Origin of the sequence: Vibrio sp. 10N.261.51.F12 (assembly GCF_041471725.1) — a bacterium.
GTDB lineage: Bacteria > Pseudomonadota > Gammaproteobacteria > Enterobacterales > Vibrionaceae > Vibrio.
The window spans coordinates 1-15,333 of sequence record NZ_JBFROV010000011.1 but is presented as its reverse complement, the minus strand read 5'-3'; the positions used below and the strand labels follow the sequence as shown (position 1 = coordinate 15,333).

Annotated in this window: 14 protein-coding genes; 8 read left to right on the top strand and 6 right to left on the bottom strand. The window is 46.0% G+C overall.

What is annotated here, in order from left to right; translation table 11 throughout:
* Positions 1-3 precede the first annotated feature (3 nt).
* From AB4405_RS05820 to menE, 4 genes are all read left to right on the top strand, one after another.
* Complete coding sequence (locus AB4405_RS05820; RefSeq protein ID WP_372060047.1) at positions 4-954, top strand: alpha/beta fold hydrolase; 951 nt, start codon at positions 4-6, stop codon at positions 952-954.
* Between the two features lie 25 nt (positions 955-979).
* On the top strand, positions 980-1,846 hold the full coding sequence (gene menB / locus AB4405_RS05815; RefSeq protein ID WP_372060014.1) for a 1,4-dihydroxy-2-naphthoyl-CoA synthase: 867 nt from the start codon (positions 980-982) through the stop codon (positions 1,844-1,846).
* A gap of 199 nt (positions 1,847-2,045) precedes the next feature.
* Positions 2,046-3,032 carry an o-succinylbenzoate synthase gene (gene menC, locus AB4405_RS05810; RefSeq protein WP_372060012.1) on the top strand — a complete coding sequence of 329 codons (987 nt, stop codon included), beginning with the start codon at positions 2,046-2,048 and terminating at the stop codon, positions 3,030-3,032.
* Positions 3,033-3,172: 140 nt separating this feature from the next.
* On the top strand, positions 3,173-4,693 hold the full coding sequence (gene menE / locus AB4405_RS05805; RefSeq protein WP_372060011.1) for an o-succinylbenzoate--CoA ligase: 1,521 nt from the start codon (positions 3,173-3,175) through the stop codon (positions 4,691-4,693).
* Between the two features lie 31 nt (positions 4,694-4,724).
* Here the strand turns inward: menE and AB4405_RS05800 are convergent, their stop codons facing one another.
* Entirely contained in the window at positions 4,725-4,916 is a 192-nt protein-coding gene (locus AB4405_RS05800; RefSeq protein WP_372060010.1) for a hypothetical protein, read from the bottom strand.
* Positions 4,917-5,333: 417 nt separating this feature from the next.
* On the opposite strand from AB4405_RS05800, the gene AB4405_RS05795 reads away from it, so the two are divergent.
* Entirely contained in the window at positions 5,334-6,137 is an 804-nt protein-coding gene (locus tag AB4405_RS05795; RefSeq protein WP_372060009.1) for a MetQ/NlpA family ABC transporter substrate-binding protein, read from the top strand.
* A 125-nt stretch (positions 6,138-6,262) separates the two neighbouring features.
* Here AB4405_RS05795 and AB4405_RS05790 read toward each other — a convergent pair whose 3' ends face one another.
* The 5 genes from AB4405_RS05790 to AB4405_RS05770 form a co-directional block, all read right to left on the bottom strand.
* Positions 6,263-7,417 carry an amidohydrolase gene (locus AB4405_RS05790; RefSeq protein WP_372060008.1) on the bottom strand — a complete coding sequence of 385 codons (1,155 nt, stop codon included), beginning with the start codon at positions 7,415-7,417 and terminating at the stop codon, positions 6,263-6,265.
* A gap of 252 nt (positions 7,418-7,669) precedes the next feature.
* On the bottom strand, positions 7,670-8,356 hold the full coding sequence (locus AB4405_RS05785) for a hypothetical protein (protein WP_372060007.1): 687 nt from the start codon (positions 8,354-8,356) through the stop codon (positions 7,670-7,672).
* Positions 8,357-8,520: 164 nt separating this feature from the next.
* Positions 8,521-9,453 (bottom strand): YeiH family protein, encoded by a 933-nt coding sequence (locus AB4405_RS05780; RefSeq protein WP_372060006.1) that lies wholly within the window; start codon positions 9,451-9,453, stop codon positions 8,521-8,523.
* Between the two features lie 117 nt (positions 9,454-9,570).
* On the bottom strand, positions 9,571-11,445 hold the full coding sequence (locus tag AB4405_RS05775) for an MFS transporter (protein WP_372060005.1): 1,875 nt from the start codon (positions 11,443-11,445) through the stop codon (positions 9,571-9,573).
* 17 nt (positions 11,446-11,462) lie between these two features.
* Positions 11,463-12,053 carry a TetR/AcrR family transcriptional regulator gene (locus tag AB4405_RS05770; protein WP_102470976.1) on the bottom strand — a complete coding sequence of 197 codons (591 nt, stop codon included), beginning with the start codon at positions 12,051-12,053 and terminating at the stop codon, positions 11,463-11,465.
* Between the two features lie 262 nt (positions 12,054-12,315).
* Here AB4405_RS05770 and AB4405_RS05765 point away from each other — a divergent pair, with 262 nt between their 5' ends.
* From AB4405_RS05765 to AB4405_RS05755, 3 genes are all read left to right on the top strand, one after another.
* Positions 12,316-13,212: a Tim44 domain-containing protein gene (locus AB4405_RS05765; protein ID WP_102470975.1), complete on the top strand. Its 897-nt coding sequence runs from the start codon at positions 12,316-12,318 to the stop codon at positions 13,210-13,212.
* Positions 13,213-13,365: 153 nt separating this feature from the next.
* Entirely contained in the window at positions 13,366-14,538 is a 1,173-nt protein-coding gene (locus tag AB4405_RS05760; protein WP_372060004.1) for a hypothetical protein, read from the top strand.
* 84 nt (positions 14,539-14,622) lie between these two features.
* The gene (locus AB4405_RS05755) at positions 14,623-15,141 is read left to right on the top strand and encodes a GNAT family N-acetyltransferase (protein WP_372060003.1); all 519 of its coding nucleotides are present in this window, start codon (positions 14,623-14,625) and stop codon (positions 15,139-15,141) included.
* Positions 15,142-15,333: the final 192 nt, after the last annotated feature.

Genomic DNA, 15,333 nt, shown 5'->3' with positions numbered 1-15,333 from the left:
GTGATGACATCAAAAGATGCCTCCCTGAATAATACTCAATTAAATGGCGAGTTCTTGGCGGTAAATAATCCACAATGTGAGCGCCCACTGTTGGTCTTCGTGCATGGTTTTCTTGGCTCAACTGACGACTGGTCGTCTGTGGTGGTGGAGTTTACCGACTACCCGCGGCTACTGCTGGATCTGCCCGGACATGGTAAGAGTGTTCACGTACCGTGTGCTGGTTTTGACGAGGCTTGCGCTGCGATTGATACCGCGATTCAAGAGACGCTGGTGGCGCAACGGTTCAGTGACACACATCCGATTTGTCTGGTTGGCTATTCACTTGGTGCTCGACTATTGATGTATTTTTTGACTGAATACCAGCACAGAAAAACTGGGGCAGACAATCGAGCCCTCATTGCTCATCAGATAGCCAATAGTTCGGTAACCGACAGTGTGATAACTAACAGTGCGATAACTAACGGTGTGCTAACAAATAACCCGATAATAGGCCTGGTGATTGAGGGGGGGAACTTCGGTATCGCCGATCTGAGCCAGCGAAAAATACGCTTACAAGCCGATCAGGTCTGGGCTGCACGATTTAAAAATGAAAATATCGTAGACGTTTTAGTCGACTGGTATCAGCAACCTGTCTTTTCTTCATTAAATCATGAGCAAAGACAACTTTTGATTGCAAAGCGAAGTGTTAACCTAGGTGGAAAGCTCAGTGAAATGATGGACGCGACATCATTAGGACGCCAGCCCTACTTATTAGATAGCGTGCAACAGCTTCACTTCTCATCAGGCCGCCAACCTCTGTTCATCAGTGGCGAGCAGGATAAAAAATTTACCGCGCTGGCTCAGTCGAGCGATATTGAACATCGTATCATTGAGCAAGCAGGGCATAACGTTCACAAAGAGCACCCCAAGGCGTTTGCCGCGGCTCTGCTCGAGTATCTAAATACACCGTATTAAACGGTGGCTAACATTGGAACATACCATGGCAAAAACAGTTGGATTAACCGAAGAAGAACTCTATGCACCCGTAAACTGGGCAGACGTTACCTGTGATTTTGAAGACATTCATTATCATAAATCGGAAGATGGTATCGCTAAGATCACCATTGCGCGACCGCAAGTACATAACGCATTTACCCCTCGTACAGTGCAAGAAATGATTCGTGCATTAGCGGATGCTCGTTACGACGAAAATGTCGGCGTGATCATCTTGACCGGGCTCGGAGAGAAAGCATTTTGTTCTGGTGGCGACCAATCGATTCGTGGCGACTACGGCGGTTATCAAGATGACACCGGTACACATCATCTAAACGTGCTCGATTTCCAACGTCAAATACGCACCTGTCCTAAGCCTGTTATTGCCGCGGTTGCGGGTTGGGCTGTGGGCGGAGGCCATGTGCTTCATATGATGTGTGACTTGACCATTGCAGCAGACAATGCCCAGTTTGGCCAGACGGGACCTAAAGTAGGCTCGTTCGATGGCGGATGGGGTGCTTCTTACATGGCTCGTATCGTAGGCCAGAAAAAAGCGCGTGAGATTTGGTTCTTATGCCGTTTCTATGATGCGCAAGAAGCGGTAGAAATGGGACTGGTGAACACCGTAGTACCTGTTGCTGATCTTGAAAAAGAATCCATCCGCTGGTCTCGTGAAGTGTTGCAACATAGCCCAATGGCGCTGCGTTGTTTGAAAGCGGCATTGAACGCGGATTGTGATGGCCAAGCTGGCCTGCAAGAGCTTGCTGGAAACGCGACGATGATGTTCTATATGACGGAAGAAGGTCAAGAAGGACGCAATGCCTTTAACGAGAAACGCCGTCCTGACTTCAATAAATTTCCACGTAACCCTTAAGCAATCATAGAGCTTGATCTGTTTTCACGTTGGATTGACTGCCTCGCTAAGGCTTTCTTAGTTAATCAGAGAATGTAACGTGACGAACCTCCCTCAGACCCTATATCCATAGAGCCTGAGGGAGCCGTGATGCGAGCTCTCGATGTCGCTGTTACTCGAACCTCAACGCCTTCTTTCAAACTAACATGGGATGCCTACCATGAAACAAGCAAAACTTATTCGCTACAGCCTACCAATGGACAGTGGGGTGATCTTGCGAGACAACAAACTGACGACTCGTGAAGGTTGGATTGTTGAGCTGAAGGAGCATGACAAGCGTGCATTAGGCGAAATATCGCCGCTGCCGGGCTTTAGCGAAGAGTCGATTGAACAGGCGGGTGGTCAAGCCCAGGCATGCTTAGAGGCTTGGGTCAATAACCAAGCCTTGGACCTCGAAGACTGCTTTCCCTCGGTTGCATTTGGTATGTCCGCCGCATTGATGGAGTTATCGGCGCGATTACCTGAAAAAGGAAACCATCAAGCTGCGCCTCTGTGTTCGGGGGATCCTGATGAATTGTTGCCCGTGCTTAATACTATGTCTGGGCGTAAAGTGGCAAAAATTAAGGTGGGGATGTACGAGGCGATTCGCGATGGCATGATTGTCAGCTTGTTTTTAGAGTCGATTCCAGACTTAACGCTGAGGCTGGATGCCAACAGAGCGTGGAGCTTGGATAAAGCGAAAAAGTTTGCTTCTTATATCGCCCCAGCATTGCGCGCTCGCATTGCCTTTATTGAAGAGCCGTGTCGCGATGCCGATAGTAGTGTTTCATTCGCGGCTGAAACGGGTATTGCTATTGCGTGGGATGAAACCTTGCAAGACGCCGCGCGGCAGGCGGACTTTACCGTGCCATCGTTGAAAAGTGCGAAAGCAATAGTGATCAAACCGACGCTTGTTGGCAGTTTGGATAAATGCATCCGGATTATTGAAGAGGCGCACAATCAAGACATACAAGTGGTCATCAGTTCAAGCCTAGAAAGCAGCGTTGGCCTAAATCAGCTTGCTCGTTTTTCTCAGTGGCAGCTACCCAATGAAACCCCAGGGTTGGATACAATGCAGTTATTCGCTGCCCAGCTGGAGACAGCATGGCCTGGTTGTGAACTGCCGGTATCGATGCTCAGTGAGCAGTCACTGTATTGGCAGTCATAGTGTTTATGTTTAGGTCATAATCATAATGCTAATGCTAATGCTAATGCTTAGGCGATAGTGCTTACATTTGGGCGAATTTGGTCGATAGTGGCAGTGCGAGTGATAAGGAAGAGCGGCAAGCGAAAATGAAAGAGTCGACAATGAACAATACAACGGGTCTGAACGCTTGGGTGCGACAAACACCGAATGAAACCGCGTTATTGACCCCTGATGGTGAGTACAGTTGGCAACAAGTCCAGCGGGTCGTTTCCCAATACCAGTTAGCACTTGTGAAGGCTGGCGTAGAAAAAAACACCGTGGTTTGTCTTATCGGACGCGCTGAACCAGCATTGTTGTTTGCTTATCTTGCTTGCCTTGCCCAAGGGTGTTTGCCTGTGTTAGTGGCCAGGCAGCCAGTAACGGGCATGAACGCTAAATTGACGACGCTTTATTCTAAATCCGAACGTGCTTACCTATGGTGGTGCAGCGATACGGCACTTGAATGGTCTGCGTCCAGTTTTGACCGTGACGTAACGTTTATCAACACGCAACCAATCGAGGGGGGTTGTGAGCATAGTGAGCACGAGCAAGCTGTTAATGACGATGCTATTCACGGCAATGTTATGCACGGCAATACTATTCACGATTATGCTATTCACAACAATGCGATTCACGAACTATCCCCCCATCAAATCGCTTCAATCATCTTTACCTCAGGTTCAACCGGCAAACCGAAAGCGGTGGTGCACACCACCGAGCAACACCTTGCCTCAGCGACGGGTCTTCTCGAGCGCTTTGCTTTTTCACCCAGTGATCGCTGGTTGCTGAGCCTGCCGATGTTTCATGTTTCTGGGTTAGCCATCGTGTGGCGTTGGTTGTCGACGGGAGCTCAACTTAAGGTTGGAGGCGGCCAGTTTAGTGAAGATATTTCAGATGTAAGCCACGCCTCATTGGTGGTCACTCAATTAAAACGGATTATCGATCAACGACTGCCGAATCAACTCAAACGTGTGTTGTTGGGCGGAAGCCATATTTCTAATGATTTGATTCAAAGTGCCCGTGAATTGGGTATTGATATGTGGATGGGCTACGGGATGACCGAGACGGCGTCAACGGTGACGGCAAAGCAGGCGAATGAAGATGCATCATCCGGGATTCCGTTACCCCACCGTGAGGTAAAGCTAATTGATGGGCATATATGGGTTAAAGGCTCGGTACTGTCATCGGGTTACTACCATCAAGGGAATATTCTGCCTTTAGCCTTGGTCGATGGCTGGTTTGATACGAAGGATCTTGGTCGGTGGAGCGCAGCTCAAGAGCTCCAAGTCATTGGAAGAGCAGATAATTTATTTATATCGGGTGGCGAAAATATTCACTGCGAAGAAATAGAAGCCGTGTTAAACGCGCGCCCTGAGGTTGTGCAATCAATTGTCGTCCCAGTGCGTAGTGATGACTATGGCGCACGTCCGGTGGCGGTTGTGCAACGAGTGATTGATCAAGTGAAATTAAAAAACGATCAATTAGATATAGACCTTACTACGACATCACTTGCAAAATTTAAGCACCCTGTTGCTTACTATGATATGCCAGAATCTCTGTTGTCTTCGGGTATTAAGGTATCACGAGCACAAGTTAAATCGTGGCTTTCTAGCACGCAATCCAATTATGTGGTTATTTCATAGTCCAAAACGGAATTTTCTCTTCGCTCAATGCTCACCATAATGTCTCTAGGACAATAACGTGAGTAAATGGAATGAACATAATTCTTGGGATAGCAATTGCGCTGCAAATTGCATTGGCATTGACAACGGATGGGCTTCCTCGAGCGGTGGCCGAGTTAACGGCTTTTATCCTCACCGTTGTCCTTTGTGTCAGTGTTAAACGGCGCTCGCGAATCTTTTCCAAGTCGTCGACCCAGAACTAGTGTTATCAGACACGTTATTGCTTCGTAAATACCTATTTAATTGATGCTGACAGGTCGTTTCGACCTCCCTTCTGCGGCGTGTATACCACGTTCTATTTATCGCTCGATGGTCTTAACACCGATGAGTTTGAGAATAATCTGGTTTATTTAAGCACATGAGTTATTCAGCTGACTGCTGATGACTCTGTTTCTTGTTTCCTCGCTTTCTTATGTATGCTCCAGCTCCGGTCTATGGGTTTAATGTCAGATCTTAGCTTTGAGTCAATGATCGATGTTGTTGGATGGAAAATGCTAACTAATTCATTCTATGAATAAAAATTTGGTTGCATCAAGGTATCTCATAGTAGTATAAAGACATTTAGACGGCTATACGGCTGTTATTTATTATGGAGAGTACAATGAAAGGATTCAAGAAGATTGGTCTATGGGCGTTCATAGTGTCAATTCTTACGGGGTTAACGGCTTGTGGGCAATCAGATGATTCCGAAATTAAGGTGGGAGCGACAGTCGGGCCCCACGCTCAAGTCGTGGAAGCCGTAGCACGAGAAGCGGCAAAACAAGGCTTAAACGTGAAAGTGGTCGAATTCTCCGATTACATCACACCTAATGCGGCATTAGAAGATGGCAGTATTGATATCAATAGTTACCAGCATCAACCATTTTTAACGAATTATAATACCAGTCACGATGCACACCTAGTTTCAATTGGCGACTCTATTTTAATGCGCATGGGGGTCTATTCGAATAAATATAAGTCACTTGAAGCGCTACCTGATGGTGCAAGGATTGCTATCCCTAACGATCCAACAAACGGTGGTCGCGGGCTATTACTGTTTGCAGATAGTGGACTGATTACCCTCAAAGAAGGCGTTGGTTTTCAGGCTGGGTTGAATGATATTGTGAGTAACCCAAAGAAGTTTAAGTTTATTGAGGTTGATGCTGCACAGCTGCCTCGTACATTAGATGACGTTGATGCGTCAGCCATTACGATGAACTATGTGATGTCGGCAGGCTTAGACCCAAAGAAACAAGGTATTTACTTAGAATCTAAACAAGCGCCGTTAGCCGTTATGGTGATTGCTGCACGTGAGCAAGACAAAGACAATGCAGCGTATAAACAATTTGTTGAGATATATCAGTCACAAGCCATTAGAGATTTCATGCAAGAGACATTTAAAGGCACGATTGAGCCTGCATTTTAGTCTTTTGTAGTGCTGTCGTATGAGGCTTAACCATGGCAACTCTGACAGAGCATGAGTGGTTAGCCTCGGATTATATTCGCGTGAACAGGGTTGGAGCTAGCGCTCACCTCTCGATACAAACAAGGTCAATCCTGACCGTGGATCTGCCTGATTATCGATACGTATAACGAACAAGCGGTTTCTAAGATCTCATCCGGAAAATCATAATCGGGATTGTGTAATTCTGGGTGAGATACGCCACTTCCAATGCCAAACAGCGCACCTTGGTAACGCAATAGAAACTCAGCAAAATCCTCTGACCAACGCATTGGTGTCTCAAGTTCCGTGACCGCCAGGTTAAGCTTAGTGGCATGTTGCCTGATCAAATCTACATGATGGCTTGAATTAACCGCGGCGTTAAACGGCTCGTGCCAAGAGTAGTTAATGTCGAGTTTAGTGTTCTGCTCGATGCGCTGCAACGTACGTTGTACTCGTTTCTGTATGTCGAGAAAAGTGGCGTTACAGTCACTGCGTAATGTTGCCATTATCTTTGCCGATCCAGCAGCGACACCAAACGCTCGCTCTCCAAGTTCGGCGTTGACGATGGTGACAAGGCTGAATTCTTCTGGATAGCTATCTGGTAGGGTTTGCAGGTACTGTAAGATTTCTATCATGGCATTGAGCGGACTTACCCCGTTTTCAGGGTAGGCGGCATGGGATGTTTTTCCTTCCAGATCAATGCTAAGTCCGATTGAGGCACATGAAAAAGTCCCTTTTTTGACCACGATTTCATGCAAAGGTTGACCCGGTAAATTGTGATATGCAAAGGCGTTGTCAACATTCAGCCCCTTTAGCGCTGGGTGGTTTAACATCGAGGCGGCGCCTGTGCCTATTTCTTCCGCTGGTTGAAATACCAGGATAACCGTTCCGCGTTTTGGTGGCGATTGGCTTAACTGGTGAGCAACCATGATCAATGACGTGGTATGCCCATCATGCCCACAAGCATGCATGACGCCGGGATAGATTGATGCGTGGTCAACCGGGTTTTTCTCGTTGACCGGAATAGCATCAAAATCTGCTCGTAAAAGCGTGGTTTCTCCGGGCTCACTTCCAGTAATTACACAAAGCACCCCGTATCCCTCTACACCTACGACAGGATTTAAGCCGAATAGCGTAAGTTGCTGGGCGATAGCATCGGCAGTTTGGACTTCGTGGCAAGAAAGTTCAGGGTACTTGTGAAGCTGCTTTCGGAATGTGTTTGCGTGGAAAGCTGCATGGAAGGGACCGATTGACTGCGCCATTATTCACTCCTCGAATATAGAACCGCACATCTGCGAGCTCTGATAGGCATCATACACCTATCGTTCGCTGTCGATAAGTGGTTCAAATAGCGTTCAAGTTAATCGATTATTCACGATGGATACTGGACCTTGTTTATTCGCAAACCAACATGGGGTTCGCTGATTATTAGTCGTTGAGTGCGGTGCGCGGACAGATATGAAAAAGCCCTCTAATTAAGATAATCAAAGGGCTTTGTTGTTTCAATGAAATGATTATTTTTCTGTCAGTGAGTATTCATCGACGCGAACTTCAGTTTGCTTACCAATGTCACCGTTCATATCGATCTTAGATGGATCAGTAATGGCCATTTTCGTATAAATTACGGCAGTAGTTTGACTACCAGTATTGAATTCAACAGACGCCTGACGGAACGATTTTTTAACTGCGCCTTTAGGGCTATCACCTAGGTCATTAACGTGGATCGTTTTTTCACCAAGGATTTTGCCATCAGCCCCTTTGGCGCCAGCGATTAACTCGCTTACTGAATCTGCGCCTTTTTTATCATTGTAATAGAATGATAAAATATAGTCCGTATTCGCTTTAAGTCCACTGACCTCTTGACTCAAGCCCGGCTGAGAAGAAAAATCGTCAGAGGCGCTGACAAATCGAATTCGTGCAGAACCTTCGTCATCAAACGCCGTATCTTTTGAACTGCCTACGTCGCCTTTCCCATTTTTTTTGTCAGCGTCTTTTCGCCAAAAATCGCTTTTACCACTGTTACTTCTGAACTGAGTAAGCTGAGGATCAGAAATGAGATCGTTCGCACCGGAAGTCATGACAACGGTAGTGGCGACAGGTGCTGCCATCGTTGTTTCAGAAGCCGCAGGGGTGTTGTCATCTGTTGATGCACAGCCAGCCAGCAAACTTGCGATGGCTAAGCCTAGAAATACCTTTTTCATTACATTCGTCCTCACGTATTGGTCAAATTATCATTATATTGTCACTTTAGATCATACAATCCTATTGTATGATCTAAAGTGATTGCTTAGACATATTTGCCACGAATATCCGTGCGAACCATCGTTGAAATGTTAATTTGTGAGCTGGGTTGTATTACAAATCGTTAGACTATTCCACTCATCAGCCAACCCAGAGAAATGGTTGATATCAACAACCACAGCGTGACGCCAAACACCATAGGGCGACTGCCTGCCTTCTTGAGCTTGTCGACTGAGATGCTACAACCAATCAAAAACAAACAAACAACGAGTAGCTGCTTCGAGATGGAAAAAATACTGTGATAGACAAACTCAAACTGCGGTAAGTAATCACTCACTACGATCGCTGCACAGTAGAAAACGATAAAATAGGGGATCGTGATTTTGTTTTGTTTGTTGCTAAAGATAACGGCACTGATTAACGCAACTGGCACAATCCATAATGCTCGAGCCAGCTTTAGTGTGGTGGCTGTTGTGAGCGCTTCCTCACCGTAGGCTGAAGCCGCACCGACAACGGACGATGTATCATGTATGGCAATAGCGGCCCATGTACCAAAGGTATGCTGATCAAGTTGCAGCGCGTGGCCGATGACGGGAAACACAAACAATGCGACAGAATTGAGAACAAAAACGGTGGCTAACGCGATACCGATTTTTTCATCATCGGCATTGATAGCTGGCGCTACCGCCGCAATGGCGCTGCCACCGCAAATCGCGGTGCCAGAGGCAATCAAATAGCCAGTTTGCTTGTCGACTCCCATTCGTTTTGCAAGAAACCAACCGATAATCAATGTGCCAAATATAGTGGCAATGATGATCCCAATCCCGTTGCTGGTGGCGGCGATCGCTTGGTCTAAATGAATACCAAACCCTAGCCCGACGATAGAATAGGCGAGGAGTTTTTTAGTGAATTTGGCCAGTGGCAATGACTGAGGGACTAAGCTGAATGTGGTCAACAAAAAACCCAATATCAACGCAATAGGTGATGATATCCAAGGCGTGAGACAAGCAAGAAGTGCAATAAAAAATAGTGGCGAAGTACGAAGCAGGGTCAGCATGGGTAACCGTAAATTAATATGATGGCAAAAAAGGCATTCGCCATCATATCCTTAAATTTTGACAGGAAAAATCTAAAATTAATGAACTTACGTTCAATAAAATTGAACAAAAATCACTTAGCGATATTCGCCTCTCAAGTTGCAAACCTTGTCAAACATTACCTGACTGCTAGCCATCTTAGGTTCCACTGGCTCACCAGCTTCCACTTCTAGCTGTGCTCTAAAGCGACTAGGTACGCCTTTGCAAGCTCGTCCTTTATGGCGACTGAAGTAACTGCCCCAAAGGCCCTTCAGTGCCATAGGAATAACCGGGGCTGATGAACGCTTCAGAATAAGGTTAACGCCGCGCATGAATTCGTTCATCTCACCATCGGAGGTGAGACGACCCTCAGGGAAGATACAAACCACTTCACCTTGTTGTAATGCTTGCTCTATTTCACCAAAAGCTCTGCGGATTGAGCCTTGCTTAGTCGCTGAAATTGGAATGACTTTCAACCCCTTGAAAAAACCACGCGCAGGTTTGAAATTCGCGTACTCTTCTTCCATAACAAAGCGCATCGGGCGAGGGCAGGCCGCGGTGACGACGACGGCATCCATATAGCTGACGTGATTACACACAACTAAAGCGCCTCCTTCTTTGGGAATATGGTGAAGGTTTTTTAATGAGACGCGATACATCACGGCAGTGAGCATTCGTACCAAGAAGCAGACGACGAGGATGGGTGCTTGTCGAAATAGGTGGACCGTCATCATGAAGTTTAATAGTGCGAGCACGACAAATAACTGGACGATCGTCAGGTCTAGCACGGTTAATGTCACAATGCCAAGAACAGCACTGCCTACCATGAAGAGTGAGTTATAAATATTGAGTGCAGCAATCACGCGGGCACGTTCGGTTTCTTTCGCTTGTTGCTGCATTAAGGCATAAAGCGGCACAATAAATAAGCCACCGGAAATGCCGAGTAGCAATAAAAAGCCAAACACTGGCCATAGCGCTGAGTACGAGATAAAGGCACCAAAACTCTCAAATTGCGGTAGATTGCTTGGCACAGAAAGCGCCATTAACACACCAAAAATAGTAATACCTAAACTACCAACCGGCACGATACCAATATCGATTCGATTTTTTGATAATCGATCACAGAGCATGGAGCCCAACGCAATACCAACAGAAAAGAGCGCGAGTAAGAAAGAAACGGCGGCTTCATTGCCCATTAAATGGATTTTAGTGAAGTTAGGAAACTGCGTTAAATACGTCGCCCCTAAGAACCAGAACCAACTAATCGCGACGATGCATTGAAACACCACACGATCTTGATGCGCGATTTTAAGCGTTTCTTTGGTGTGTTTGATAGGCTGCCAGCGAAATTTAATATTAGGTGCGCTGGCTGGGGCTTTCGGGATTTGTCGACTCGATAGATAACCAGCGATGGCAAATACAATAACGCTCACCGCCGCAATATAATGAGAATGTTCTGCTGAGGCAATGAGGCCCGCGCCAATGGTACCCACCAAAATGGCAATAAATGTACCGGTCTCAACCAGTGCATTACCAGACAATAGCTCTTCTGGTTTTAATTGCTGTGGCAGCAACGCGTATTTGACGGGACCAAAAAGAGAGGACTGAGTGCCCATTAAAAATAGCAAGAACAGCAAGATCCCGTAGCTCTCAGTAACGAAGCCAATAGCGCCTAAACACATAATGGCAATTTCTAGCAGCTTAACTTTTTGAATAAATGCGGATTTTTCGTATTTATCCGCTAATACGCCAGCGGAGGCTGAGAATAAGAAAAAAGGCAGAATGAATAGGCCGGCCGCCAAATTAATAAATAGATTGCTCGATATAGGTAAGACTTGAGGCCCAGCGAATGCGACAAACAGCAACAGAACATTCTTAAAAATGTTGTCGTTAAATGCACCAAAAAATTGAGTAATAAAATAAGGTAGAAAGCGTCTTTGTGTTAACAGAGAGCTTGATTTCGAATGTGGCATTGCCGTTCCTTGTGGTGTTACCAGCTTTGTAGGTATTTCGAGATGAGGTCTCGAATCAACTCATTGCCATCGATAGGCTCTGCAGAGAAAAATTTGTCATCGACACTCAATAAAGTAATGCCGTGCACCCCTGCCCATAAAACTCGGCTGGCTTGCAGTACTTCAGAGTGTGATTTATCCGGTCGGTGGACGGATAGTAGGCCTTCAAGCATGCCAGTCATGCCATCGATTCGCTGTGATTGCCACTGAGGGAGCCTAGCGCCATTCATATTATGTTCAAAGATTAGCTGCCAGCGATAAGGTGAGCGTTTGGCAAAATCATGGTAACAAGCGGCGAGTGCGTAAAGGGCATCTTCTGGCCCTTGAGCGCCTTCTACGACCTGTTTTGCTTCTAGGGATAAATCGTCCAGAGTTTCTGCAACAGCGCGAAGTAGCAATACATTGTAGCTACCAAACACATTGACCAATGTACTTGGCACATAGCCAATTAGTGTTGCGATTTTACGCAAACTAAGCGTGTGATGTGAATTTTCGCTGAGGTAGTCCTTAACCGTGCTAAGCGTTAGCTGGATAAGCTCTTCTCTTGTATGATCGTTTCTACGGGCCATGATTGTGGTAGGTCAATTGAACACAGTTCACTATTTTAGAGTGGCACAGTATCAGCGTCAACTGATGAGACCTAAGATACGACGATATAAGGTAATAAGGCGAAGAATGCTGACAATGATTGCAACAAACGAGCAATATCCTGAAACAAGTCAGTTCATATGAAGCTTTCCTTTAGTGCTAAGCTCAGTATATGATTCACTAACCATCGTATTCCCTACCGTAGAGTCTACGATTTTACGTAACAATAAAAAAAGGCACAGAATGAAACGTTTATTCTCTTTCATCGCGTTACTCGTACTTGCGGTAACGGTGAATCCTGTCGCGGAAGCTAAAAAATTCGGTGGCGGTAAATCGTTTGGTAAAAGCTTTAAGACGGCGCCTGCGCCAAGACAACAACAGCAAAATACCAACACGGTAAGACAAGATCAAAACAAAGCTGGCAGCAAAAAAGGCTTGATGGGTGGTCTGATGGGCGGTTTACTTGCCGGTGGACTACTCGCAGCATTCTTTGGTGGTGCTTTTGAAGGTATCCAGTTTATGGATATCTTAATTATGGGCTTAATTGCCTTCGTCATCTTTAGACTCATGAGAGGTGTGCTTGGCGCAAAGCAGGGTAGTATGAACCAGCAGGGGCAGCAGCCTGCATTTGGTGGAAACAACACACGCAACCCGTTTGAAAAGCCACAGCAACAACAGCAACAACAGAATTTCCAGAGCTTTGAGCAGCCTCAAGGCGCAGCAACCGGCGGTGGTTTTGGCGCAGCGGGTCATAGTGATGTTCCACACAACTACCCACCAGGGTTTGATTCCGTCGCATTTTTGAATGGTGCCCGCGAGCATTATCGCATCCTTCAAGGCGCATGGAATCACAATGAGCTACATACGATTGAAGAGTACGTCTCTGCTAGTTTGCTGCAAGACTTGATCTCTGAGCGTGCAAAATTGGAAGGTGAGCAACACACCGATGTGATGTATGTCGATGTTGAAGTGGTTCGTGCTGATCATGATGCGAGTAAGGCACAGTTGAGCCTACAATTCTCAGGTCGTTACCGCGATACAGCTGATGGCGTAGAAGAAGATATCGAAGATATCTGGCACTTAGAACGCGATCTGACTCAGCCGAATGCACCATGGTTAATTGTTGGCATTCAAGGCTAATGGTTGGTATTCAAGACTAACCTTGTCATGCCCTATCAAAAACCGCAGCCTTTGAGCTGCGGTTTTTTTACAATTTAATTCAATAATGTCACAACCCCATATAAGTTTTATTCTATAATCCGGCCACTCATTTTTTCGGTATATGAATACTCAATGCGACTTACATCTTTTAGTCTTTCACTTATGCTCTCCGTTTCACTTCTCTCGGCTACCTCAATACATGCGAAAGAACCTGTGGTACCCCTATTTGAAACGGCGTCAAACGCCACAATCGATGCGCTGGATGACGTACTGAGTGTGTTTGGTGCTGAGCAAGACTACGAGGCTGACAAAGGCGTAAATTCGAGCTATATCCCTGCGGTTTTCTATACGCCGGAACAAGGCTTGGGATTGGGAATGCTGTACGTCGGGTTATACGGTGAGCTTGATGAAGGCGCTGGACAACCTTCTTCGATGGTGATTAATCCATACGCATCAAGTAATGGCTCATTGGGCATCACTCTTAGCAATAAACATTTTTATAATTCGGGCAACAACCGTGTATTTACCGATATAAAAGTGTTTGATGATGCGGCTGTTTATTATGGTCAAGGTTATGAGAATGGTCAGCAAGACGACAATAAGGTTGATTTTAAAGAGCGTGTCGTTGATATCAAGCCCACGTGGTTAACTCGTGTAAAAGGGGATTATTTCCTTGGTCTAGGCGGTAATATCAAATCGGTAAGCCCACATGAAAAAGAGTTTGAGAATCAGGCCAACGATTATTTGGCTGCGGAGCTCACCGACAACACGAGCTACGGCGTTTTTATCTCCAACGTGTACGACACCCGTGATAATGTGACCAACGCGTCGAGAGGGACGTTACTGCAAGCAGATATCGGTTACTACCAAGACGCAACGAACTCAGAAAGCTTTGGTAAGTACTCATTAAAAGCCTCACAATATTATGCGCTCGCCCCAATGCCTGGTTTACTTGCATGGCAGGTGCAGGCAAACCTAACTTCTGGAGAAGTGCCTTGGAATCAACTTCCAGATTTAGGGGGCGCAGATGCGATGCGCGGTTATATTTTAGGGCGTTATCGAGATAACCAAATGATGATGGGGCAGGTTGAATATCGCTTGCCCGTTTATTGGCGAGTCGGTGTTGTCTTTTGGGGAGCGGCGGGTACCGTATCCGATGATGTCTCTGGACTGTGGGACAACACACTAGCCAGCGCAGGCACGGGCTTTCGGCTAAAAATCAAAGACACAGTGAATGTGCGCGCGGATATTGGCTATGGTGAACATGGTGGAACCTTCTACTTCCACGTGAACGAAGTCTTCTAGGCTTTACCGACATTTTCTTGATTATTTGCGTCGACTAAATCCACAATTATCTATATTGATCAGAACGTTATTTGGAGGTCCTTTATGGAAAGCGTGCAGATTGCGTTAATTCATATTGATGATTGCGCCTCATTACTAGCGTTTGAAACTGAAAATCAAACCTGGTTTGAACAACATGTTCCTCCTCGTGATGAGGCGTTCTATTCAATCAAAGGGGTCCGTGAGCAGGTTCAGGAGTTCTTGCTTTATCATCGAGCTGGCCTGATGTACCCGATGTTAATAAAAACAGCGGATGGTGAGATTTGCGGGCGAATAAATGTCAACGTGAAAGAGTGCACGCCGACGGTTGCAGAAATCGGCTATCGGATCGGGTACCGCTATATTAAGCAAGGCATTGCGTTTACCGCATTAAAAAAGTTGTTGACGTTGTTGGTTGAAAATAGCTCAATCATTGAGGTGAGAGCGCACGCGGCCACCTTGAATATAGGCTCAAGAAAAGTCTTGGAACGAAATGGTTTTCACCCGACCAAAAAAATAAGCGCCTACGCTCATATTAACCATGTGGATATTGATGTCATTGAATACCGAAAAATACTGCGGTAATCAACACGACAAATAAAAAATTGTTATTGGGTGGAAGTGTTGCTGTTCTGGTAACGAATGAAGCCGCTAATGTGTGCGGTGGTTGATGTGCGCGATGGTTAATGGAATGCACAATGGGCCATGATTAATATTCAGACGAAAAAAAACCGACTCAATGAGTCGGTTTTTTTCTATATGGTGGAGGGAGATGGA